The following is a 22,275-nucleotide window of genomic DNA, read 5'->3' as shown; positions in this document are numbered from 1 at the left end:
GGTAAGACATATGGCAGTAGAGTTAAAAAAAGTAGACGTCGTCATCGTCGGTTCTGGCTGGGCAGGTGGAATTACGGCGGCCGAGCTGACGAAAAAAGGTTACAACGTAGTAGCACTTGAAAGAGGTAAAGAACAGTCACGTGACGACTTTATCGGTGCGAAAGACGAATTGAAATATTCTATTCGCTACAATATGATGCAAGATTTATCAAAAGATACGGTAACTGCAAGAGGAAGTATGGACGAAGTGGCGAAACCAGTGCGAAATAACAACTATGCACGTTTCGGGAATGACACAGGCGGTGCAAGTGTTCACTGGAATGGCGTGAGCTTACGTTGGTTGCCTTATGATTTTGAGATCCATAGCCAAACAGTAGAACGATACGGCAAGGAAAAAATTCCAGAAAACTGTACGATACAGGACTGGGGAGTTACGTACGATGACATGGAACCGTACTATGATAAATTTGAAAAAACAGCTGGAGTTTCTGGTGAAGAAAACCCTGTTGGGCCACCACGTTCGGACAAGTATCCGAATCCGCCATTGAAAACCACTCCATCGATCGAGTTGTTTAAAAAAGCTTCAACAAACTTGGGGTATCACCCATATCGTTTGCCAGCAGCTAATATGTCTGAGCAATATACGAATCCCGATGGCGAGACAATCAATGCATGTATGTATTGTGCGTTCTGTGAAGAGTACGGGTGTGACTTCGGTGCCAAAGGGGATCCAATTGTTACCGTACTTGAAACAGCTAGAAAAACGGGTAATTTTGAGATCCGCAATGAATCGACAGTTACGGAAGTCATTCATGACGGAACGAAAGCGATCGGTTTGAAATATATCGATAATATTACAGGAAATGAATTTATCCAACTTGCGGATATCGTCGTACTCGCTGGCTTCGTCTTTACGAATAATAAGCTATTATTGAAGTCGAAAATAGGTAAGCCGTACAATCCTGAAACGCAAGAAGGCGTAATCGGTAAAAACTTTACAGGCCACTTCAGTAATATTAGTACGTATATCGGTGCACGTGGTTTCTTCGATAATGAAAAGTGGAATTTATCGATGGGTACAGGTGCGCTAGGTGCAAAGGTAGACGACTTTGCGGGAGATAACGTGGATCATACAGACCTTGATTTCCTTCACGGTTATGAAATCCGCTATTACCATTTAGGTCAGCGTCCTATCGATAATAACCATGTACCAGAAGGCACGCCTGCTTGGGGTAAAGAATACAAAGAGAAGAACTTGTTTTATCATAACCGCAGCTTGATCATTCGAGCGAAGACTGCGTTTCTGCCTAACCGGTACACGTACTTGGATTTAGATCCTACGTATAAAGATGAGCTAGGCGATCCGTTGATTCGTGCAACGGTGCACTATGAAGAGCAAGATATTAAACGCGCGCAGCATGGTGTAGAAACATGTAAAGAAATTATGACAGAAATGGGTGCGGATATTATTGACCTAGTCGATGTTCCGGATGATGTGAAGTTTGACAGCAAGTTCTACACAAATCACTTCCTCGGCGGTGCGATCATGGGTGAAGATCCTGAGACATCCGCTGTCAACTCGTACTCGCAAATGTGGGATATGGAAAACTTGTTCGTGCTAGGTGGATCTTCATTCCCACACAACAGTAACCATGACCCGACTGAAACAATCGGTGCGTTTGCTTACCGCGCTTCAGAAGGTATGATCCAGTATCTTGAAGGCGAAGGCGGCTTGTTAGTGGAAGCTAAACAAACGAGTAAAGCGTAAAAGAGTAATTATATAAATAAATAATGTATTTAAAATAGCCTAGTGTCGCAAATGCGATACTAGGCTATTTTTTAAACTTAATGAAATACAAACGGATAACTATAACGGTTTAATCGTGTATGTACTCGTATAACTACTTTAACCCTGCGGTCTCCTCTTCAGTCAAATAACGCCACTGACCGCTTGCTAATGATCCAAGCTCAATATGTTTGATTCGTACCCTCTGTAAATGCGTTACAGTATATTGAAAACGTCTGCACATTCTACGGATTTGTCTATTCAATCCTTGGGAAAGCGTCATACGAAACGTATAGTCATCGATCTGAGTGACCGGACAAGGATTAGTCGTGGTGTACCCTTTAATTCTTGGGTTGTAAATATCTACACCGTTTGATAAGTCTTCTATAAAGGTGCCCGTAATCTTTTTATCAACAGTTACTACATATTCTTTTTCTTGCTGATTTTCTTCTTTCATTAACGCATTCACAATACTTCCGTCATTCGTTAATAAAATCAGACCTTCCGTTTCTTTATCTAGACGTCCAACGGGAAAGATCCGTTCAGGAAAGGAAATGAAGTCGATAATATTACCAGCAATAGCAGGAGAAGCTGTACACGTAATGCCACTTGGTTTATTGAGCATGATATATACGTCTTCGGAAGTATGTGCGATTAGATGACCATCGACTTCAACTTGATCGTTCTCTTCAACTAGATACGCATGGGAAGCAATCTTGCCGTTAACTAAAACTTTTTCAGCTGTAATATACCGCTCTGCCTGTCTTCTCGAACAAAATCCTGAAGAACTAATATATTGATTCAATCTCAACATGTCCGCTCCTGTCTTTCTATAACGTTTCTTTTAGTATATCATGATTGCTCTTTTTACTACGCACGGCATTCGGATAAGTATTCGATAGGAAGCAAATGGAGAGCGTTTTGATATAATGAAGGAAACGTCTAATGAGTAGGACTGGCTGCACGAGGAAATACAGACTCAGGAGGGTAATATTATGATGATAAACTTTGTGAAATTAACGGAACCTACAGCTGCGCTAATCCACACGCTGAATCGATGGGGGAATGATACGTATTTGAAACCTTTGAATCAACCGAATCCAAGTAAAGAAGCATTAGAGCAAGAACATACTCTCACTATAGAAGATGTTATTCAAAAGTTAGCATATCAACATACATTCCTTATCTATTTGGAGGATCAGCTAATCGGTGAAATGAGCTATACTGTGGACCCTGATCATTTACTTAAAAAAGAACCCGGGACGGCGTGGATCAGTATTTCCATTGGGGAACGTCAAGGACGAGGGAAGGGCATTGGTTTTACGGCGCTCGACTACTTGGAACAACAAATTAAAGGACAAGGTCTTAAGCGAATGGAATTGGGTGTATTTGAGTTTAACGAGCCCGCTTTGAAACTGTATAAGAAATTAGGGTATCGAGAAATCGGCCGGATAGAAAACTTCACGTATTACGAAGGAGATATGCGCGCGGATATTCGTATGGAGAAATGTTTCTAATTATAAGAAAATAAAATTATTTTATTGGTTGATCTAGCTTGATCTGACAAGGTTTTAATAGCTAGTATACGAAGATTGCAGTACCAAAATACGAAGAAGTAATCATTTGGGTTGCTTTTTTATTTAATGTCTGTTATATTTAAAGAGTATTATCTTTGTTCTTTTTCAGATCGAGAATATATTTCATGGAAATATATTTTGTTTTTCGTCTAAAGTTTTGAGCAAGTATAGTAACATCATTGTGTGGACATCCACACTAGGAGGCAATTAATTATGGAACAAGGTACAGTGAAATGGTTTAACGCAGAAAAAGGTTTTGGCTTCATCGAGCGCGAAGCAGGAGAAGACGTATTCGTACACTTCTCAGCTATCCAAGGCGACGGTTTCAAATCTTTAGACGAAGGTCAAAGTGTAACATTTGAAATCGAACAAGGACAACGTGGCCTACAAGCTACTAACGTTCAAAAAGCTTAATTTAAGCTTTAGAAAGGCCCTCTATGGAGGGTCTTTTTTTATGATTATATTTATGCTACATAAGAAGTAAAAGCGTACTAATTCATTTGAGAATTAGTACGCTTTTTGAATATTAAAGGTTAAACCAAATATGGGTAGAGAAAAATAAAAGCGCAATAGTAACCGTACATTTTATGCGTAATTTATGATTTATCAGAAACTTAGTTAACAAATCTTTCTTAATTCACTAATAAAGTTTAAAATGGAAGGATATAAGGAGAGTGACATCCATTGAAATATGAAAACACATGGGATTTAGAAACTATTTTTGCTGGGGGAACCCAGTCTGAAGAAGTACAAACTAAGCTTTCGGCTGTAAAAGAAGATATTGTCGTGTATGCAGATCAATTAAAAGCGTGGAATTATGAGCCGGCGAACGGTGCTTCTACACTAGCTGAATTATTGAAACAGCAAGAAGTCATTGGGAAAGGTTTAGGGCAGGTTGGCACATTCATCAATATGTGGCGGGACGCTTTCATGGATGATGCGCATGCAAGCGTTGTCAAAGGCCAGGTGATGGAGTTAGGTAGTGAAATTCAGCAATTGTCTACGATCTTTACGAAGAAACTTGTAGCGATTTCGGATGAAAATTGGGGAAGTCTTCTGCAAGATGATATGTTACACGAAATCAGCTTTGCGTTGAATGAAATACGCGAAGAAGGTAAACGTTTATTATCTGAAGACGAAGAAAAGCTGATTGCTAAATTAAATAAAGATGGCCTTGCAGCATGGAGCGATTTGTATAATACGGTGGGCTCCACGATGACGGTTCCTTTTACAGATAAAGACGGTGACACAACGGACTTATCCATTGGGCAAGCGATGAACAAAATGTACGCTGATCCGGATCCACAAGTCCGTGCAGACCTTTTTGACAGTTGGGAGAAAACGTGGTCGACGAACGGACCGATCTTTGCGGATATCTTGAATCACTTGGCAGGTTACCGTCTGACATTGCAAGAAGTACACGGGAGAACAGGCCATTTAGAAGAACCACTTGAATATAATCGGATGTCCGAAGAGACGTTGTCTGCGATGTGGTCGGCAGTGGATGCGCAGAAACAAACGTTTATTGATTACTTAGGACAAAAAGCAGATTTATTTGGCGTAGAAAAACTTGGTTGGCAAGACGTGGCGGCTCCTGTTGCAGTAGGGGAAACGAAACCGACTCGTTTCACTTACGATGAAGCATGCGATTTCATTATTGAAAATTTCGCTTCATTCGGACCGAAACTCACCGCCTTCACAAAGCATGCACTTGAAAATCGCTGGGTTGAAGCGGAAGATCGTTCGAATAAGCGCCCAGGCGGTTATTGCACAAGCTTGCCTGAATTCAAAGAGTCGCGTATTTTCATGACCTTCACAGGTTCACCAAGTGATACGAGTACATTAGCGCATGAACTCGGGCATGCCTTCCATAGTCACGTCATGAAAGATCTACCCGAACTAAATCAAGGGTATGCGATGAACGTGGCGGAAACGGCCAGTACGTTTGCTGAGACCATTATTGCAGATGCTACGGTGAAAAATGCTGCATCGGATGAAGAGAAAATTTCTTTGCTTGCCAATAAATTAGAAGGTGCAACGGCTATGTTTTTAAATATCCGTGCCCGCTTTATATTCGAGGATAAATTCTATACGGAGCGCGCAAATGGCATCGTTTCGGAAACTCGTTTGAATGAATTAATGGTCGAAGCGCAAAAGGAAGCATTCGGTGATAGCTTGTCTTCTTATCATCCACATTTCTGGGCAGCGAAATTACACTTCTTTATCGATAGTGTACCGTTCTATAACTTCCCGTACACATTTGGGTACTTGTTCAGCTTAGGGATCTACGCGGAATACTTGAAACAACCTGAAGGATTTGAAGAGAAGTATATCGCGTTATTGCAAGATACGGGATCGATGAAAGTAGAAGATTTAGCGAAGAAGCATTTAGATGTAGATATTACGAAAGAAGATTTCTGGGCGGCTGGCATTGCGCTCGTTGCGAAAGACGTAGAAGAGTTTGTTGAATTGACGGACGCCTTACAGAAGTAAACTTGAAGAAGTGAAGTCCGATTACAATCATTATCATGGTGATCGTCGGTGTATTGATGGTGGTCGCGGGGTATAAAACTGCGCAAAAGATCAATAAACGGTAATAGAAAGCGAAAAAATCCCGATTCTTTTATTTAAGAATCGGGATTTTTGATTGGATTTATTGATTTTCTTGATGATTAAACGTATCCATAATGTAACCAACAATGGCAGCAACGAGCGCGGGTAAAGCCCAGCCAAGTCCTTGTTCGAAAAATGGAATAAATTCTAGCCACCCGGTCAGGCGATCCGAACTGTACCCTATGCTAGTCAGTATTTCATATAACGCAAAAACAGTTGTGATAAATATGGAAAGTCGATACATCATCTTTCCGCCACCTGCAACGTGTTGGAATAACGAAAGAATGACTAGCACGATGGAGATCGGATAAATAAACACTAGTAAAGGTATAGCCAAAGCTAAAATGGCATTCAATCCCAAATTGGATACTAGCAACGCGAACAATACAAAAATAGCGACATACGCCTGGTAACTCAATTTTGGGTAAATTTCATTGAAAAATCTTGAACAGGCATTAATTAAACCGACACAAGTTGTTAAACAAGCCAACATGACAATGATTCCGAAAAGTAGTCCACCACCGCTTGGGAATAACATGCGAGCTGCTTCCGTTAATACTTCTGCGCCATTTCCAAAAGATTGTTCATTTGGAATCACCTTACCGATCCATCCGAGTGAGAAATAGACGGTGGCCAATCCGATACTTGCGATGAAGCCTGCACCGAGAGTCCCTTTAACAAGCTCCGCCTTCGATCTGGAACCTTTGTCTTTTAACGCGTTGATGACAACAATTCCAAAAGCAAGCGCTGCGACAGCGTCCATTGTGAAATAGCCTTCCAAGAAGCCAGTTACGAATGGGGCTGATGCATAATCTGCTTGTGGAGCAGAAGATATGTTATCAAATTTGATGAAAGCTTGGACAACGAGTACCCCTAAAACTAGCAAAAGAATAGGCGTTAAAAATTGGCCAATTCGATCTACGATTTTTTTAGGGTTTAAGCTGATGTAATAGGTTAAAGCGAAAAATAGTATAGAGAATATAAGCAATGGGATGCTGCCATTCACTTCAACGATTTGCTTGAACCCTAACTCATATGCAACATTTGAAGCTCTCGGTATACCATAAAAGGCTCCAATGGACATATAGATGATGATGGCAAAAATCATTCCGAACACTTTATGTACACGGTTACCCATCGACAATAATCCGTTATCAGACAAGGCGATCGCCATGATTGCCATGAAAGGCAGTAGTACGCCTGTAATGAGAAAGCCCGTAATGGCGGGTGTAAAGTTCGTTCCTGATTCTAATCCAAGAAATGGTGGAAAGATAAGGTTTCCAGCTCCGAAAAATAAAGAAAAGAGCATGAATCCTGTGAATAGTATGTGTTTTTTACTCACTATAATACCTCCTGATGTGTTTTGTGTGTGCTGAGAGTAAAATGAAAGTACATAATATTGCTATATAGAGATATTGTAATCTAGAATATTGCGACTTTGCAAAATATAGTGTCAATTGTATTGGTAATTTACCCAATACCGTTGATTCGACAGATACATTTTCCGCAAAAATGATTCCGATCATTCGGGTACGATGTGCAGCTTACATCTTCTTTTATTTTTGCGCATAAAAAACTCGCCCCCTAAATAGGGACGAGTCTTTACTCGCGATACCACCCATGTTCGAAAAGCTTCGCAAAACGATAGAAAAATTACATTCACTATCACTATACGATTATACATGTTCCGTTTAACGGCGGAAGTCCGGCAAAATTTACTATTTTCAACTTTGCATCTTAGAGATGATTTTCGGACACGATCTGTTCATCAGCTTTCACCAAATGCTGACTCTCTTGGGAACAGGATTCCTATCGTACTCTTTCTCGTCACTGAATATTATATACTACAATACAATTTAACAGACAACTATTAGAAAGGTCAATACCTTTTAATATATTCGGAATATTGAAACGCGTTCACATATTGGAGTAAGAGGGAAGATAATACAACGATAGAAAGTTTAGTATTTTTATTGTGTTTTGGAAGAGTTTCATTCACTAATTACTGGACTTTATGGCTTTTAAACGCATTTTCAATAATATGTACTAAGCAATGCTACGATTAGTGTAGAGACACTTAAAATGCAAGTAATAGTTCGCAAGTTGTTCAGTAGTGTCCAACGAGATTCAAAACGTACTCTTAATTCATTCCATTTAGCATCGCTTGCAGGTAATTCTGCAGAGATAATGTCTTTATTTAACGGAAGATTTCCTAAGAAAGTAATAAGTAAAGTCGCGATATAGAAGATCAATGCGATCGATCCTAAAACAATTTGAGAAGACTGCTGCGTCAAAACAGCTACTACAATAAATCCAATTTGCGCTAGAAGAGCACCGTTTGAAATGATAAGGAAAAGTGGATTGGCTACGGATGAAGTCAAGTGTCTAATGGCAAGAACGAAAGTACGATCTTCTGCTTTACGTAGACCGGGCATGACGGAGTTGGCGTATGCAAAGACGATACCAGCCATCATTCCGGTTGTGAGTACAGCGAGACCCGCTAAAACTGTAAAGAGTAATGACTTATTGTCTTCGATTGGCTCATTTTGTTCAGCCATCAACCCTTCACTCAATTCCGTGGATATTAGTGCGGCCGGTTGCGAAAAACTGAATTGCTGTAACGGGTTGTCATTCATCTCAGGATGGGGTACATTATCCGAAGCAAATGCTGTCGATGGCAATAGCGATAGGCAGAAAATGACTAAGAGGGCACGAAACCCTGTAAATAATCCATTCATATGTGTGTATATCTCCTTTAGTGTATGCATGTCACGCGTTATTCAATTGTCATGCTTGTGAAGTAAATGAGGAATAGCTAATTGAATAAATTCTTCTGGTGTGATCTCGTTACTCTTTCGTTTCCATTCTACAGAAGCTCCATAGATTCCCCAGCTCAAGATGACAGCGGTAATCTTCAACCCTTCATCTTCTTCTGTTTTATGTTGTTTTAACAGCATTCTATAAAAAATGATTTCGAGCTGTTCTCGAATATTCCGAGCAATCGTATCTTCGTATCCTCTGTGACAACGGTTCGATAAGGATTTTTGGAAGTTCGTGATCGCTACAAAAATACTCGTGATCACTTCTTCGTTTAATTCACTGCCTTGATAATTGCTGCAATCCAAATTCACTACTAACACTTCAGATAATACCTTTTCCAATAAGTCATATATATCCTCAAAGTGATAATAGAACGTTGCACGATTAATCATCGCTTCCGCCGCAATATCTGTAACCGTAATATCTTTAAATTCTTTTTTACCCGACAGTTCCATAAAAGTATCCATGATTAATTTACGTGTACGTAGAATTCGTGGGTCCGTCTTCGGTTGATTCATGTCGTTTTCCCTCCTACTTTTCCGACAATGTCTTCAATGTGTTGTATAAGCGACAAAACCAAGGTTCTATTGGTGTTGATCATTTTCATTATGGTATAGAATTTAGTTGTAGGCAAATGATTAGCGCGTAAAGCAGAGGATACGAAACGTAATTAAATTTTACGCTAGCAGTGAAAATTAGAAAAAATAGAATCGAACGGAAGAAAGCGCGGATTCCGTAAACTATAGAAAAGGGGAATAATACATTGAAAAACAACAATAATATGATGTGTGATATGAAAACAGGAATATGTGGAGAAGCGGGAAGCGATGAAATGGAAATGATCGATTTTAACCAGCCAGCGAAAGAGATTAATTTGTATTATGTGACGGATCCTATATGTTCTCATTGTTGGGCGATTGAACCTGAGCTTCGTCGATTTGTAGAACAATATGGTCATTATTTCAACATGCATACGGTGATGGGCGGTTTATTGGAAAAATGGCATGACGGGCCAATCGATCCTGGAAATGGTATTTATAAGCCGGCCGACGTCGCGGGTCATTGGAGAGAAGTTGGAGAACATTCAAGAATGCCGATTGATGGTAGTTTAATGGTTGATAATCCAGTCCAATCTTCGTATCCACCGTCTCGTGTATTTAAAATTATTCAAAAGAATCATGGCGACACATTGGCATCTGCCTATTTACGACGTACAAGAGAAGAGCTTTTCGTATTCAATCAAAATATTTCAGAACGCGCTGAGATGATTGGAATCGTCAATGCACTTGGCCTTGACGGAGAAGCGATTGTCAATGAAGCTGAACAACCAATCGGACAACAATTATTGAATGAAGACTTTGCACAAGCTAGAAGTTTAGGCGCAACGGGTTTCCCAAGCATTATTATGATCAATGCAGAAAATAAAGGCTTGAAAATTGTAGGGGGTCGTCCACTTGAATCCTACGTCGATGGATTAAAAAAAGTTCTTGACGTGGACACACTACAACCAAAGCCACAACCAGCACTTTCTAGCTTACTTGAAAAAGAAAGACTACTTTTCTCAAAAGAAATTGAAGTGATGTACGATGTAGAACAATCTGACGTAGCTTCTTATGTAGAAAAAGAACTTTCACCGAATCCATATCAAGCAAAAGAAATTCTAGGAGAAGTCTATTTCACAACTACTGAATGAAAAGGAGAATGATCATGAGCTACATTGCACAAGTTGATTTTAAAATGGATGGACCGTTTGGAGAAGAAATGGCAGAAGGATTTGCTGATTTGGCAAAAAGCATCAATGAAGAAGAGGGATTCATTTGGAAAATATGGACAGAAGATCCTGAAGCTAAAGAAGCCGGTGGAATTTACAATTTCGAAACAAAAGAATCGGCTGAAAAATATGTAGAGATGCACACAAAGAGATTAGCTAGCTTTGGTATTACGGGCGTTAACGCAAAAATCTTTGCTGTTAATTCTACATTGACTGCGATCAATAAAGGACCTGTAAACTAAGTTACTAGAAGTATTTCTGTAAAACACGTACTATAACATAAAATCGACTTCCTTTTGGATAGTCGATTTTATTATATAAGAAAAAAGGAGGAGTTACGATTGTTACAAAAACTCGCAGCAGGAAATCATGCCGTGCCATTTAGAGGACCTTTCACTATTACACGCGTTCAACCAGGCGATATTCTTGGCAATGAAACAACAGACACAGCGTTTGGCCCATTAGCAATCATTGACCATGCGGTGATGAAAAAAGGGTTAACGATTAAAATGCACCAGCATATCAACGATGAAATTTTAAGCTATATTGGCTCTGGCGTCATGCATCATCGTGATTCTGCAGGATTTGAAGCGCCGATTGCTCGCGGGAAATTAATGTTGATGAATGCAGGAGCAGGGTTTTGGCATGAAGAAAAAGTAAAAGAAGATGAAGTAGAAATGCTTCAAATCTTCGTGCGACCGAATGAAACCGATCTATCACCGGAAATTCAATTTCATGATAAACCGGTAGACAATAAGGATTGGTATGTCATGGTAGGGCCTGAAGGTAGCGAAGCCCCATTGTATGTACGACAACAAGTCTACATTCTAGACGCGCACCCTAAAGCAGGTGAAGTGGTTGACGTTCCAACCTATTCAGGTCTCACTCCTTTCCTGTACGTCATGAATGGAGAGATTACGATGGAACGTCTGACAATTGGCAAACAAGAAGCGGTAACCGATCAAGTCAATCCACTACCATCGTTTGTCGCGAATGAAGATACTACACTTGTCCTGTTCTTTGTTGAAATGACTGCGGCTATGTCTATGGATGGAACTATTAGTGGGTTGAAGAAGTAGCCACGAATAAATGAATTTAAAATTTTATGTGTTGACAATGAAATTTACCCGTGTTATATTTATATTGAATTCGAGATAAGTTAATTAATTGCAAAAGCGATTGACGCTAATTTAAAGACAATCTCTTTTTTTTAAACAAATTTGCCTCGAATTGATAGTATATGAAGACGAGCTAATATATAGGAGGATGTATATGAACCATTTAAAAGGAATTCATCACGTAACAGCAATTACGAGTAGTGCAGAAAAGAATTATGATTTTTTCACCTTGTATTAGGAATGCGTCTCGTAAAGAAAACTGTCAATCAAGATGATGTGCAAACCTACCACTTATTCTTCGCAGACGATAAAGGCTCGGTTGGAACAGATATGACATTTTTCGATTTCCCGGGTATTCCAAAAGGTACGCATGGTACGAATGAAATTTATAAAACTTCATTCCGTGTACCGACAGATGCGGCACTTGATTACTGGGTGAAACGTTTTGAAAAATATGAAGTACAACATAATGGAATCGAAGAAGTTTTCGGTAAGAAGACGATTTCATTTGTAGACTTTGATGATCAACAATATATGTTAGTTTCCGATGAGTTGAACGAAGGTATTGAGTCAGGAACACCTTGGCAAAATGGTCCCGTACCATTGGAGTTCGCCATTACAGGTTTAGGACCTATTCATATTCGTATCGCTGAATTTGATAAGTTTAAAGGTGTTTTGGAAAATGCAATGTTCATGCGAAATTTTGCAAGTGAAGGTTCATTCCATTTATTCGAAGTGGGTGAAGGTGGAAATGGCGCGCAAGTCATCGTGGAACATAATGAAACGTTACCTGAAGGTCGACAAGGATTTGGTACAGTGCATCACGCAGCTTTCCGCGTGGAAGATACGAACGTATTGCATGAATGGATAAATCATATGCAATCATCGGGTTTTAGAACTTCAGGCTATGTGGATCGCTTCTTCTTTGAATCTTTATACGCAGCAGTCGCGCCTGGCATTCTATTTGAATGGGCAACAGATGGTCCTGGATTCATGGGAGACGAACCGTATGAAACAGTTGGGGAGATTCTTTCATTACCACCATTCCTTGAAGGACACCGCGAAGAAATTGAAGCAAAAGTTAGACCGATCGATACAGTACGTAGCACACGTACATTTGATAAAGAGTATTTGTAAGGAGTTGGAATGAACAATGAGTTTTTTCAGTAAATTATTTGGAACAAAACAACAGGAGGAAATAAAAATGACAAAATCAAATATCGGTATTATTTTAGGATCCACACGTGAAGGACGCGTAAGTCCACAAGTAGGAGCATGGGTAAAAGAATTGGCAGACAAACGCGGAGATGCGAATTACACGATTATTGATATCGCGGATTATAAATTACCACTTCTGGGCGAAGCAGGCGGCGATGCATCAGGCGCAGCAGCATGGTCAGAAATTATCGCAAAACAAGACGGGTTCGTATTCATCGTTCAAGAATACAATCACTCCATTTCGGCTTCACTTAAAAATGCATTAGACTACCTTCGCGTAGAGTGGAACGACAAAGCAGCAGGTATCGTTTCATACGGTTCAGTTGGCGGAGCTCGTGCAGCAGAACATTTACGTGGTATTTTGAGCGAATTATCCGTAGCGCATGTTCGTGTTCACCCGGCATTATCATTGTTTACAGACTTTGAAAATGGCACAGAACTTAAAGCTGCTGACGTACAGGCCGCTTCAGTAAACCAAATGTTAGACCAAGTAATTCCTTGGACAACAGCTTTGAATACAATCCGTAAATAAGCTAAAGGTATAAAGTTTTCTATATAGGTCATAGTAATAGAGTGTTTACACTTAAATACAACGATTTCAGATACAACCAAATTGAATATATTCAATTCGAGACAGTTACATTGTATAATGGTCTTAATACGTAAATAAAAAGGAGAGTTTTAACATGACAAAATGGAATGTAGATGCAGCGCACACGAACGTAGGGTTTTCAGTAAGACATATGATGGTATCCAATGTAAGAGGTAGCTTCACTGGAGTGGAAGGATCGGTTACTGGAGATCTAGACAATTTAACAGATGCGAAGATTGACTTCAAGATTGATGTGAACACGATCAATACAAATAATGAAGATCGTGATAACCACCTTCGTTCAGCTGATTTCTTTAATGTAGAACAGTATCCGACTATCACATTTGATTCGACTGAAATTGTCAAAACAGGAGAAGACGAATACGATGTAACTGGCGATTTGACAGTTAAAGATGTTACGAAGAAAACTACATTTAACGTATCGCGTACGGGAGCTGGGAAAAATCCTTGGGGTGTGGATGTAGTTGGATTTGAAACAGCTATCAAAATTTCTAGAAAAGAATATGGTTTAACTTGGAACCAAGCGCTAGAAACAGGCGGCGTATTAGTAGGCGACGATATTAAAATCACAGTAGAACTTCAAGTGAATCCAGCATAACGAATAGACGATACTCGCCTCTTTCTGATTGAATAGGATTACTTGAGCCACTAGTTAGTGAATGAAAAAATAGTAAAACTAAGTGAGATGATAAGTATGAATGCAAAAGATCAACTGGAAGAGGCATTATCTCTAAAATTATTCGTTGTTCTAACCCGTGCTGTAGAGTCAATAAAAAAGCGTGTCATTGAAGATATAAAATGTTTGGGTTTAAACCCGACAGAGTTCGCGGTTCTAGAATTCATTTACAGCAAAGGTGATCAACCGATACAAAAAATTGGTGAGAAAGTGTTAATTGCCAGTAGTAGTATTACGTATGTGGTCGATCAGTTGGAAAAGAAACAGTTGTTAAAGAGAAAACCGTGTCCGAAAGATCGTCGGGTCATCCATGCTACGTTGACCACTGAAGGAACCGGACTGATGAATCAAGTCTTTCCAGAACATAAAAAAGCGATGAAAGAAATTTTTAGTGGATTAGACGTAAAAGAAAAGCAAGAAGTAATTGAACAGCTGAAAAAAGTAGGCTTTCACGCGCAAAACTTGTAACTTTTCATTTGATACCTCGAATTCGTACTAGATTAATTGACTTTAATCATATAGTGAATAACAAAAGGAGTGGGAAATATGATGAAGCAAACTAGTGGTATCCATCACATTACAGCTATTGTTGGGCATCCTCAAGAAAACGTTGATTTTTATGCAGGCGTTTTAGGTTTACGTTTAGTGAAAAAAACAGTGAACTTTGATGATCCAGGTACGTACCATTTATATTTCAGTAATGAAGGTGGCAAACCAGGTTCGATTATCACGTTCTTCCCATGGGCAAATGCCTATCAAGGGAAAATAGGAGATGGCCAAGTAGGTGTAACTTCTTATGTTGTTCCTCTTGGAGCACTAATGTTTTGGGAACAACGCTTAGCCGAATTTAACGTGGATGTAACGAAGACAGAGCGATTTGGTGAGCAGTACCTACAGTTTAATGACCCACATGGTCTTCAACTTGAACTAGTGGAGCGTGCGGAAGGTGAACAGAATGCCTGGACATTTGGAGGCGTGACACCTGAAGTAGCGATTAAAGGTTTCGGTGGCGCTACTTTATATTCTTCACAACCGACTAAAACAGCAGATCTATTGGAAAACGTCATGGGGCTTGAACGGATCGAAAAAGAGGGAGACTATATTCGTTTCCGTTCATCCGCAGACATTGGAAATGTTGTCGATCTCAAAGCAACTTCAACGGGTAAAGGTCAAATGGGCGTCGGAACCGTTCACCATATTGCGTGGAGAGCGATTGATGACGAAGATCAATTGGAATGGCAAGACCATGTTTCAGAACATGGGTATGGCGTGACGGCAGTTAAAGATCGAAACTACTTCAATGCGATTTACTTTAGAGAGCATGGAGAAATTTTATTCGAAATTGCGACGGATCCTCCAGGCTTTGCGCATGATGAGTCGGAAGAAACGATGGGACAAGAATTGAAATTACCTGCACAATATGAGCAACAACGTGATGAAATGGAGCGCAGATTGATACCGATTACTGTCCGTGAATTGTAATCCATCAACTCGTCTTGTTCTGAAGTGACTACTTTAAAGAAGTTAGTGAAAGGTGTGTACATGTTCGTCTACTGTTTTACAGACGACAGTTCTATCCTGCACTGACTTCTTTTTTTAGATATTTGAAATTTTATTTTAAAAAGGAGTATCCTTATTCAGAAAGCTCTCTATATAGCTAGTGAAGAGGCAAATAGCTGCCACTTACAACAAGTTAATAGGGGGAAACTAGTATGCAACTTAACCATGAATCGTTTCTACAATTTCATCCACAGACAGCGGAGAAGATCGGACTCAATGAATCGATGTTCTTGCAGCAAATCCACGAACTGTCTTTCGGTCCGTATGATACGGAAGAAGGGACGCAGTGGGTGCGCAGGTCGTATAAAGAGTGGCATGCTGTGATGAGTTTCTGGTCAATGGCTACGATTATTCGTGCAATACGAAAACTGGAGAAGTCCGGCTGCATTTATTCGAAGCGACAGAACTTTGGAGAAAAGATGTACCTCGTGGATTATGAAGTATGTAAGTCGAATGCGATACATTTGCTTCAACCAGCGAGCGAGGAAGTAGTGAATATCAACTAATGTGTAATACGAATGAGTGGAGGCTTATGCTTCCGCTCTTTTTTCGTGGAGTTTTGTAGCTAGAAAAAATAGTTTGAATAGGAGTATCCTTATGCAAAAAGCCTTCTATATAGTAAGTGAAGTGGTGAATTGCTATCACTTACATACTTTTTAGGAGGAATTCAGTATGAAGTTATTAATCAATGAACAGCCATTACAATTATTGCCGTCTCTTGTCCATTTAGTCGGATTGAATGAGGCGTTATTTCTGCAACAACTGCATTTCCGCTCACTCATTTCAAAAAATGTACGCGACGACTATCGGTGGGTGTATAAAACGGTTGATCAATGGCAGGAGGAATTTTCATTCTTGTCATGTATGACGATCAAACGCACGATCTATAATTTGGAAAAGCAAGGATACCTCATTTCGACTTCGCAATATAACAAAATGAAAATCGATAAGACGAAATGGTATCGGATTGATTATACTAAACTACCGGTTTTTTCTAGTCAAGATGATACGTCGGTAGAAGAAACGGTACTAGCAAAAAGTGAACTGGAAGTAGATCATGCGATGTTTCAATCTGATACAACGGACGTTTCACTTCGAAACGCTGTGTCATACCAACATGAAACGAGGGACTGTACCAATGTGAGACGGCCTATAACCAAAGAACTTAAAGAACTTAAAGAAATAAAGAATAAAGAGCTTGTCGAGAAGCCTCTCGACGTTACGCATTTCGTCATTTCGTATTTGAACGAGAAAACCGGTAAGCAATTTAAAACAACATCTGCAGCAACTAAGAAATTTATCAACGCAAGAGTGAAAGAAGGCTATACACAACAAGATTTCATACAAGTCATTGATCTCAAAGTTACGCAGTGGAATAACAATCCTGAATACCGTGCATACTTACGTCCTTCCACGTTATTCAACCCGACGAACTTTGAAAACTATTTGAATGAACAACCGGTAATTCCTACACAAGCTGTGCAAAGGCATGTGTATCGCTCGCCTGTATTGGATTTTAGCCGAGGTGAGAATTTAGGCTAGATAGCGAATGTGAACGAGAAAGTAAATCTTTGAAAAAAGTTGTTCTTTTAGAACCCGAAAGATTGACACATCGCCTATAAAAAAGCATGATAAGAATAAATGAACGGTATCTATATTGCCGAATTCAAGTGATCAACGAAAGAGGTTTTCAGATGGACGAACAGAAATACGAATACTTGGCGGATAATCCGAATATCAAAGTGATACCCATTATGCTTGCACTGATCATCGGCGCATTCTTCGCTATTCTAAACGAAACATTATTGAACATCGCACTTATTACGTTAATGGATCAATTTTCGATTACATTACCTACTGTGCAATGGATGGCGACAGGCTTCATGCTCGTCATGGCAGTGGTCATTCCCATCTCAGCATTACTAATCCAATGGTTCACAACGCGCCAGCTATTCCTTGGTACTATGACCGTCTTCACTATCGGAACGATCGTAGCAGCGAGTGCACCGACGTTCGCAATTCTTTTAACAGGACGATTAATTCAAGCTGTTGGAACAGGCTTGCTCATGCCGATCATCTTCAATGTATTCCTACTCATTTATCCGCCACATAAACGCGGAAAGATTATGGGACTTATCGGACTTGTCATCATGTTTGCGCCCGCAATTGGTCCGACGTTATCAGGCGTCATAGTGGAATACTTAGGATGGCGTTATCTATTCTTGTTAGTCATTCCATTCGCGCTATTCTCGATTGCCTTCGGTTTTAAATACTTGATCAACGTTACCGAAGTCACAAAGCCTAAAATCGATTATCTTTCATTGGTCTACTCATCGATCGGCTTTGGTTCACTCGTCTATGGGTTCAGCTCTGTTGGTAACAGCGCAAAAGGTTTTGCAGATCCGCTCGTCTTACTGTTTATTAGCATCGGAGTGATCGGGATCGTCCTGTTCGTGCTACGTCAGTTGAAGCTAGAAGAACCGATCATGAATATGCGTGTGTTCCGTTACCCGATGTTCACACACGCCGTCATTCTGTTTCTGATCATCATTATGGCGATGTTCGCATCGGAAATTATCTTGCCTATTTACATGCAAGGTCCTCTCGCATTAACTGCTGCCACAGCCGGTTTGATTTTACTGCCAGGCAGTATACTAAACGGTATCATGTCACCATTCATGGGCTCACTATTTGATAAGTTCGGACCTCGTGTGCTGATGATACCTGCTACGATCGTATTGAGTGCAACGATGTTCATGATGAGCCGGTTAACGCTCGAGACACCGATTTGGGTTGTCGTCGTCAGTTATATTTTACTAATGCTTGCGGTCTCTGCCATTATGATGCCTGCCGAGACGAACGGATTAAATCAACTCCCTAAGAAATTATATCCGCACGGTACAGCGGTGATGTCGACGCTACAACCTGTCGCTGGTGCAATCGGCGTGTCCGTGTTCATCAGTATTATGAACGCGAGGCAACTGCACTTCCTAGAGAAGTCTCAGACGCCTACAGATGCGTTAACAGCAGATCTCGCACTGGTTGCTGGAGTAGAGCTTGTGTACTTCATCGCGTTTGCTATGTCGCTCGTGGCGGTCGTGCTGTCATTCATCGTCTATCGTGCAACACCTGAAGATTATGTAGAAGAAAACAAGTAATAGAAAAAACCTCAATTCTTGAATTGGAATTGAGGTTTTTATATATCGTTTTCATGATCTACTTTTCACAACAACATCCGCAAATACGTCTCAAAATTCACTCCCGCCACCATTGGCGTATTTTGTAAAGCGGTATCTTCTATCGCAGCTACGAGGAATTCTTCTGCTAGTTGAATCGCTTGTTCCGTTTTCATACCACGCATACGTCCACCCATCAGCACAGAAGCAAATAAATCCCCAGTACCTGAATAACTTTTGCCGTTGTAAGGGACAGAACTGTAATACGTTTCATTTTCGCTTATATATAGATTCCCAACAGAATGATCTTTACTTGGTGGATGGACACCTGTAATAATAATTTCGGCACCCGTAGCGTTTTGCAACTGCTTACCTGCTTCCTCTACAATATTCAAGAAATCCTCTTCACTAGTGCAACTATGTAGCGTGTCGTAATCATACCCCGTCAACAAACAGCATTCCGTAATGTTCGGTGTAATAATATCTGCTTGTGCCACAAGAACTTTCATCTGTTTGAGAAGTTCGGCGTCAAAGTTATCGTACGCTTTGCCTTTATCCCCAAGCACAGGATCCACGAGTAAAAGTGTTTCGCTCGTATGGAAATGTTCAAGGAAATCTAAAATATGGTGAATTTCTTCTTTACCTGTAATATAGCCCGTTTGAATACCGTCAAAAGAAACGTCAAGCTTTTTCCACTCATTTGTAAAAGCGGGGATTATACGCGTTAAGTCTTCACAGAAATAACTCGGATATTCCGTTTGTGACGATAGAACCGCAGTAGGTAACGGACAAGCTTGAACGCCCATCACCGAAAGCACTGGGATGGCGGCAGTCAGTGAACATTTACCGAATGATGACAGGTCTTGAATAACAGCAACTTTTTTCATGGAAATCCTCCGTAACTAGCTTTGTATTATACGTATCATAGCATAAAAATCCTGTAGTATACTGGCAGATCTACGGTGGTAGAAAAGTGAATTTAGTCATCCTTTTTGTCGCGTGGTACTATCTGCTACAATCAACATATACTATTACACACACTAGGAGGAGAAATACATGTTTTCACAACCCGAAAAAGAAGCAGTCTACAAAGCGATTTACACGAGAAGAGATGTCCGAACTTTTTTACCTGACGCCATACCGGAAGACATCGTACATAGAATATTAACCGCTGCCCATCATGCACCGTCTGTTGGTTTCATGCAACCATGGAATTTCATCATCGTGTCGTCTGATGAAGTGAAAGAAAAGTTGGCATGGGCCGCAGATAAAGAACGACAAGCGCTTGCGATCCATTATGAAGAGGAAAAACAAACGAAGTTTTTAGGGCTGAAAGTACAAGGATTGAAAGAAGCACCAATCACTATTTGCGTGACATGTGATCCTACACGTGGCGGATCGCATGTACTCGGGCGTAATTCTATTCCTGAGACGGATGCGCTGTCTACGGCGTGTGCGATCCAAAATATGTGGTTAGCCGCTACTGCCGAAGGATTAGCATTAGGTTGGGTAAGTTTTTATAAGAAAAATGATGTGCGCGATATTTTAAACATTCCTCCTCATATTGATCCCATCGCATTACTGTCGATCGGTTATACGGAAAACTATCCCGTGAAGCCTATATTGGAGTCTGCGAATTGGGAAAAGAGAAGGGAACTAGATGCATTGATTTTCGAAGATGGTTGGGGTAACAAAAAAGATCCTACTAATGGCAATTGAAGCAGTTGTACAGTTGTTACACAACGCCGAACGCAAAAACCGCCTATCTCATTAGATGAACATCCTATAGATGTATTTCCAGGGAAATTCTAACCCGTACGTATACGCTGGATGTAATAAAAGCGTATTAACTAGGCTGTTCATTCACCTAGAAGATACGCTTTTTATATGAAACTATATTTTCGAAAGGAATCTACTTTACTTCATAGCAACTACACGCAAGATCAATCAAACGTCAACACAATGCGTCCGTTAATTTGACCTTTTTCCATTTTATCCAACACTGTATTCACTTCGGAAAGAGGAGCTGTTTCGATTTGCGCTTTTACTTTTCCGCGAGCGGCGAAATCTAGCGCTTCTTTCATATCGAGACGTGTCCCAACGATCGATCCTTTTACTGTGATCGCGTTCAAAACGGTATGGAAAATAGGAATTGGTAGTTCGTCATGTGGAAGTCCGACCGCGACGAGCGTGCCTCCACGCTTAATAGAACGGTATGCTTGCTCAAACGGTACCTTTGAAACAGCTACGCTAATAGCCGCTTGTACGCCACCGATTTGCTGTTGAATCGCTTCCGCAGGATCTTCATTTTTACCGTTCACTGTCATGTCAGCGCCTAGTTTCTTCGCAAGCTCCAACTTTTCATCTGCGATATCAACCGCGACTACATTGAAGCCCATAGCTTTTGCATATTGCAATGCAACATGACCTAGACCACCGATACCGTAAATAGCAACCCAGTCTCCAGGCTTCGCTCCTGATACTTTCAACGCTTTATACGTCGTCACGCCAGCACAAAGAATCGGTGCTGCTTCAACAGAACTTAAATTTTCAGGAATTTTCGCTACATAATCAGCAGCTGCAAGGCAATATTCTGCATACCCACCATCTACTGAATAGCCACCGTTTTCTTGGTCGTGACAAAGGGTCTCTTTACCTGCTAAACAATATTCACATTCACCGCATGCGGAGTAAAGCCAAGGAATCCCGACGCGATCTCCAACTTTTACGGATGTCACGTTAGGTCCGATCGCTTCTACAATACCGACACCTTCATGGCCAGGAATCAACGGAAGTTTTGGTTTGACAGGCCAATCCCCATTAATCGCATGTAAATCCGTGTGACAGACACCACAAGCCTCTAATTTAACGAGCGCTTGTCCTACACCTGGTGTTGGTTTTAGTGTCTCCTCGATTTGTAGCTCTGTTTGGAATTCCTTAACGATTGCTGCTTTCATGGACGTTTGTAGTGCGATTCCTTGTGCATTTTTGCCTTCGATAGCTGATTTCATGAATGATTCCTCCCTTTTCTTGTGTAAAATTTTACATAGTGCCAGAGCATGCCAGTGATGAAAGCGCGCTACTATAGGGGGTTGTATGAAAATTCATCATGATGTACGTCAAACGAGATAGTAAAAATGGTTTGACGCGAGACACCCTTACAATCAGGACGTTTTCAGCTTGGCTAAAACAGAATAAAACAACCTTTCACGTTAAGACTCTTTGAGTATAGCAAGCTACCGAATAAATGTAAACTATTATCCAATTTATACATAAAACGACAGAATATTAGTTAATTCTGTTTTGTTGTTCGATTTTAAATGAAAAAGCTCAACTTATAATTATTT

General features: G+C 40.4%; 21 protein-coding genes, 1 pseudogene and 1 other annotated feature. Of the genes and pseudogenes, 16 read left to right on the top strand and 6 right to left on the bottom strand.

Annotated elements, in window-relative coordinates; genetic code table 11:
- Positions 1-10: 10 nt before the first annotated feature.
- Positions 11-1,768, top strand: a complete 1,758-nt coding sequence (locus tag CSV69_RS05410; protein ID WP_085426141.1) for a GMC family oxidoreductase — start codon at positions 11-13, stop codon at positions 1,766-1,768.
- A 133-nt stretch (positions 1,769-1,901) separates the two neighbouring features.
- Here the strand turns inward: CSV69_RS05410 and CSV69_RS05405 are convergent, their stop codons facing one another.
- Positions 1,902-2,597: a pseudouridine synthase gene (locus CSV69_RS05405; protein ID WP_099692905.1), complete on the bottom strand. Its 696-nt coding sequence runs from the start codon at positions 2,595-2,597 to the stop codon at positions 1,902-1,904.
- 184 nt (positions 2,598-2,781) lie between these two features.
- Here CSV69_RS05405 and CSV69_RS05400 point away from each other — a divergent pair, with 184 nt between their 5' ends.
- From CSV69_RS05400 to CSV69_RS05390, 3 genes are all read left to right on the top strand, one after another.
- Positions 2,782-3,303: a GNAT family N-acetyltransferase gene (locus CSV69_RS05400; RefSeq protein ID WP_099692904.1), complete on the top strand. Its 522-nt coding sequence runs from the start codon at positions 2,782-2,784 to the stop codon at positions 3,301-3,303.
- Positions 3,304-3,576: 273 nt separating this feature from the next.
- Complete coding sequence (locus CSV69_RS05395; protein WP_085130578.1) at positions 3,577-3,777, top strand: cold-shock protein; 201 nt, start codon at positions 3,577-3,579, stop codon at positions 3,775-3,777.
- A 270-nt stretch (positions 3,778-4,047) separates the two neighbouring features.
- Positions 4,048-5,856, top strand: a complete 1,809-nt coding sequence (locus CSV69_RS05390) for a M3 family oligoendopeptidase (protein WP_099692903.1) — start codon at positions 4,048-4,050, stop codon at positions 5,854-5,856.
- A gap of 160 nt (positions 5,857-6,016) precedes the next feature.
- Here the strand turns inward: CSV69_RS05390 and brnQ are convergent, their stop codons facing one another.
- The 3 genes from brnQ to CSV69_RS05375 form a co-directional block, all read right to left on the bottom strand.
- Positions 6,017-7,318 (bottom strand): branched-chain amino acid transport system II carrier protein, encoded by a 1,302-nt coding sequence (gene brnQ, locus CSV69_RS05385; RefSeq protein WP_099692902.1) that lies wholly within the window; start codon positions 7,316-7,318, stop codon positions 6,017-6,019.
- A gap of 245 nt (positions 7,319-7,563) precedes the next feature.
- Positions 7,564-7,816, bottom strand: a binding site (T-box leader).
- 193 nt (positions 7,817-8,009) lie between these two features.
- A complete protein-coding gene (locus CSV69_RS05380; RefSeq protein WP_233192329.1) occupies positions 8,010-8,714 on the bottom strand; it encodes an anthrone oxygenase family protein in 705 nt (234 codons plus the stop codon).
- Between the two features lie 42 nt (positions 8,715-8,756).
- A complete protein-coding gene (locus CSV69_RS05375) occupies positions 8,757-9,314 on the bottom strand; it encodes a TetR/AcrR family transcriptional regulator (protein WP_099692901.1) in 558 nt (185 codons plus the stop codon).
- Positions 9,315-9,577: 263 nt separating this feature from the next.
- Between CSV69_RS05375 and CSV69_RS05370 the strand changes: the two genes are divergently transcribed.
- The 11 genes and pseudogenes from CSV69_RS05370 (at position 9,578) to CSV69_RS05320 (ending at position 18,910) form a co-directional block, all read left to right on the top strand.
- Positions 9,578-10,489, top strand: coding sequence for a DsbA family oxidoreductase (locus CSV69_RS05370; protein WP_099692928.1), 912 nt, complete (start codon positions 9,578-9,580; stop codon positions 10,487-10,489).
- Between the two features lie 14 nt (positions 10,490-10,503).
- Positions 10,504-10,809 (top strand): monooxygenase, encoded by a 306-nt coding sequence (locus CSV69_RS05365; protein ID WP_085426147.1) that lies wholly within the window; start codon positions 10,504-10,506, stop codon positions 10,807-10,809.
- A 99-nt stretch (positions 10,810-10,908) separates the two neighbouring features.
- A complete protein-coding gene (locus CSV69_RS05360) occupies positions 10,909-11,646 on the top strand; it encodes a pirin family protein (protein WP_099692900.1) in 738 nt (245 codons plus the stop codon).
- A 193-nt stretch (positions 11,647-11,839) separates the two neighbouring features.
- Positions 11,840-12,822: pseudogene (locus tag CSV69_RS05355) on the top strand (ring-cleaving dioxygenase).
- A 16-nt stretch (positions 12,823-12,838) separates the two neighbouring features.
- Positions 12,839-13,435, top strand: coding sequence for an NADPH-dependent FMN reductase (locus CSV69_RS05350; protein ID WP_198166196.1), 597 nt, complete (start codon positions 12,839-12,841; stop codon positions 13,433-13,435).
- Between the two features lie 154 nt (positions 13,436-13,589).
- On the top strand, positions 13,590-14,114 hold the full coding sequence (locus CSV69_RS05345) for a YceI family protein (protein ID WP_085426150.1): 525 nt from the start codon (positions 13,590-13,592) through the stop codon (positions 14,112-14,114).
- A gap of 96 nt (positions 14,115-14,210) precedes the next feature.
- Complete coding sequence (locus CSV69_RS05340) at positions 14,211-14,660, top strand: MarR family winged helix-turn-helix transcriptional regulator (RefSeq protein WP_099692899.1); 450 nt, start codon at positions 14,211-14,213, stop codon at positions 14,658-14,660.
- A 78-nt stretch (positions 14,661-14,738) separates the two neighbouring features.
- Entirely contained in the window at positions 14,739-15,674 is a 936-nt protein-coding gene (locus CSV69_RS05335; protein WP_099692898.1) for a ring-cleaving dioxygenase, read from the top strand.
- Between the two features lie 230 nt (positions 15,675-15,904).
- Positions 15,905-16,258, top strand: coding sequence for a hypothetical protein (locus CSV69_RS05330; RefSeq protein ID WP_085426153.1), 354 nt, complete (start codon positions 15,905-15,907; stop codon positions 16,256-16,258).
- A gap of 166 nt (positions 16,259-16,424) precedes the next feature.
- Positions 16,425-17,294: a conserved phage C-terminal domain-containing protein gene (locus CSV69_RS05325; protein WP_099692897.1), complete on the top strand. Its 870-nt coding sequence runs from the start codon at positions 16,425-16,427 to the stop codon at positions 17,292-17,294.
- Between the two features lie 152 nt (positions 17,295-17,446).
- A complete protein-coding gene (locus CSV69_RS05320; RefSeq protein ID WP_085426156.1) occupies positions 17,447-18,910 on the top strand; it encodes an MDR family MFS transporter in 1,464 nt (487 codons plus the stop codon).
- A gap of 65 nt (positions 18,911-18,975) precedes the next feature.
- Here the strand turns inward: CSV69_RS05320 and CSV69_RS05315 are convergent, their stop codons facing one another.
- Positions 18,976-19,815, bottom strand: coding sequence for a pyridoxamine kinase (locus CSV69_RS05315; RefSeq protein WP_085426157.1), 840 nt, complete (start codon positions 19,813-19,815; stop codon positions 18,976-18,978).
- 169 nt (positions 19,816-19,984) lie between these two features.
- Between CSV69_RS05315 and bluB the strand changes: the two genes are divergently transcribed.
- Positions 19,985-20,647: a 5,6-dimethylbenzimidazole synthase gene (gene bluB / locus CSV69_RS05310; protein WP_099692896.1), complete on the top strand. Its 663-nt coding sequence runs from the start codon at positions 19,985-19,987 to the stop codon at positions 20,645-20,647.
- Positions 20,648-20,871: 224 nt separating this feature from the next.
- Here bluB and adhP read toward each other — a convergent pair whose 3' ends face one another.
- Positions 20,872-21,885 (bottom strand): alcohol dehydrogenase AdhP, encoded by a 1,014-nt coding sequence (gene adhP / locus CSV69_RS05305; protein WP_085428939.1) that lies wholly within the window; start codon positions 21,883-21,885, stop codon positions 20,872-20,874.
- Positions 21,886-22,275 lie beyond the last annotated feature (390 nt).

Source organism: Sporosarcina sp. P26b, assembly GCF_002743245.1.
GTDB classification, from domain to species: Bacteria; Bacillota; Bacilli; order Bacillales_A; family Planococcaceae; genus Sporosarcina; species Sporosarcina ureae_C.
The sequence above is the reverse complement of the archived record's forward strand: the minus strand, read 5'-3'. Positions and strand labels throughout refer to the sequence as shown.

Coding starts and splice junctions, on each gene's coding strand:
- CSV69_RS05410 (WP_085426141.1), top strand. CDS start 11: ATGGCAGTAGAGTTAAAAAAAGTAGACGTCGTCATCGTCGGTTCTGGC.
- CSV69_RS05400 (WP_099692904.1), top strand. CDS start 2,782: ATGATGATAAACTTTGTGAAATTAACGGAACCTACAGCTGCGCTAATC.
- CSV69_RS05395 (WP_085130578.1), top strand. CDS start 3,577: ATGGAACAAGGTACAGTGAAATGGTTTAACGCAGAAAAAGGTTTTGGC.
- CSV69_RS05380 (WP_233192329.1), bottom strand. CDS start 8,714: ATGAATGGATTATTTACAGGGTTTCGTGCCCTCTTAGTCATTTTCTGC.
- CSV69_RS05375 (WP_099692901.1), bottom strand. CDS start 9,314: ATGAATCAACCGAAGACGGACCCACGAATTCTACGTACACGTAAATTA.
- CSV69_RS05370 (WP_099692928.1), top strand. CDS start 9,578: ATGATGTGTGATATGAAAACAGGAATATGTGGAGAAGCGGGAAGCGAT.
- CSV69_RS05365 (WP_085426147.1), top strand. CDS start 10,504: ATGAGCTACATTGCACAAGTTGATTTTAAAATGGATGGACCGTTTGGA.
- CSV69_RS05350 (WP_198166196.1), top strand. CDS start 12,839: ATGAGTTTTTTCAGTAAATTATTTGGAACAAAACAACAGGAGGAAATA.
- CSV69_RS05345 (WP_085426150.1), top strand. CDS start 13,590: ATGACAAAATGGAATGTAGATGCAGCGCACACGAACGTAGGGTTTTCA.
- CSV69_RS05340 (WP_099692899.1), top strand. CDS start 14,211: ATGAATGCAAAAGATCAACTGGAAGAGGCATTATCTCTAAAATTATTC.
- CSV69_RS05335 (WP_099692898.1), top strand. CDS start 14,739: ATGATGAAGCAAACTAGTGGTATCCATCACATTACAGCTATTGTTGGG.
- CSV69_RS05330 (WP_085426153.1), top strand. CDS start 15,905: ATGCAACTTAACCATGAATCGTTTCTACAATTTCATCCACAGACAGCG.
- CSV69_RS05325 (WP_099692897.1), top strand. CDS start 16,425: ATGAAGTTATTAATCAATGAACAGCCATTACAATTATTGCCGTCTCTT.
- CSV69_RS05320 (WP_085426156.1), top strand. CDS start 17,447: ATGGACGAACAGAAATACGAATACTTGGCGGATAATCCGAATATCAAA.
- CSV69_RS05315 (WP_085426157.1), bottom strand. CDS start 19,815: ATGAAAAAAGTTGCTGTTATTCAAGACCTGTCATCATTCGGTAAATGT.
- bluB (WP_099692896.1), top strand. CDS start 19,985: ATGTTTTCACAACCCGAAAAAGAAGCAGTCTACAAAGCGATTTACACG.
- adhP (WP_085428939.1), bottom strand. CDS start 21,885: ATGAAAGCAGCAATCGTTAAGGAATTCCAAACAGAGCTACAAATCGAG.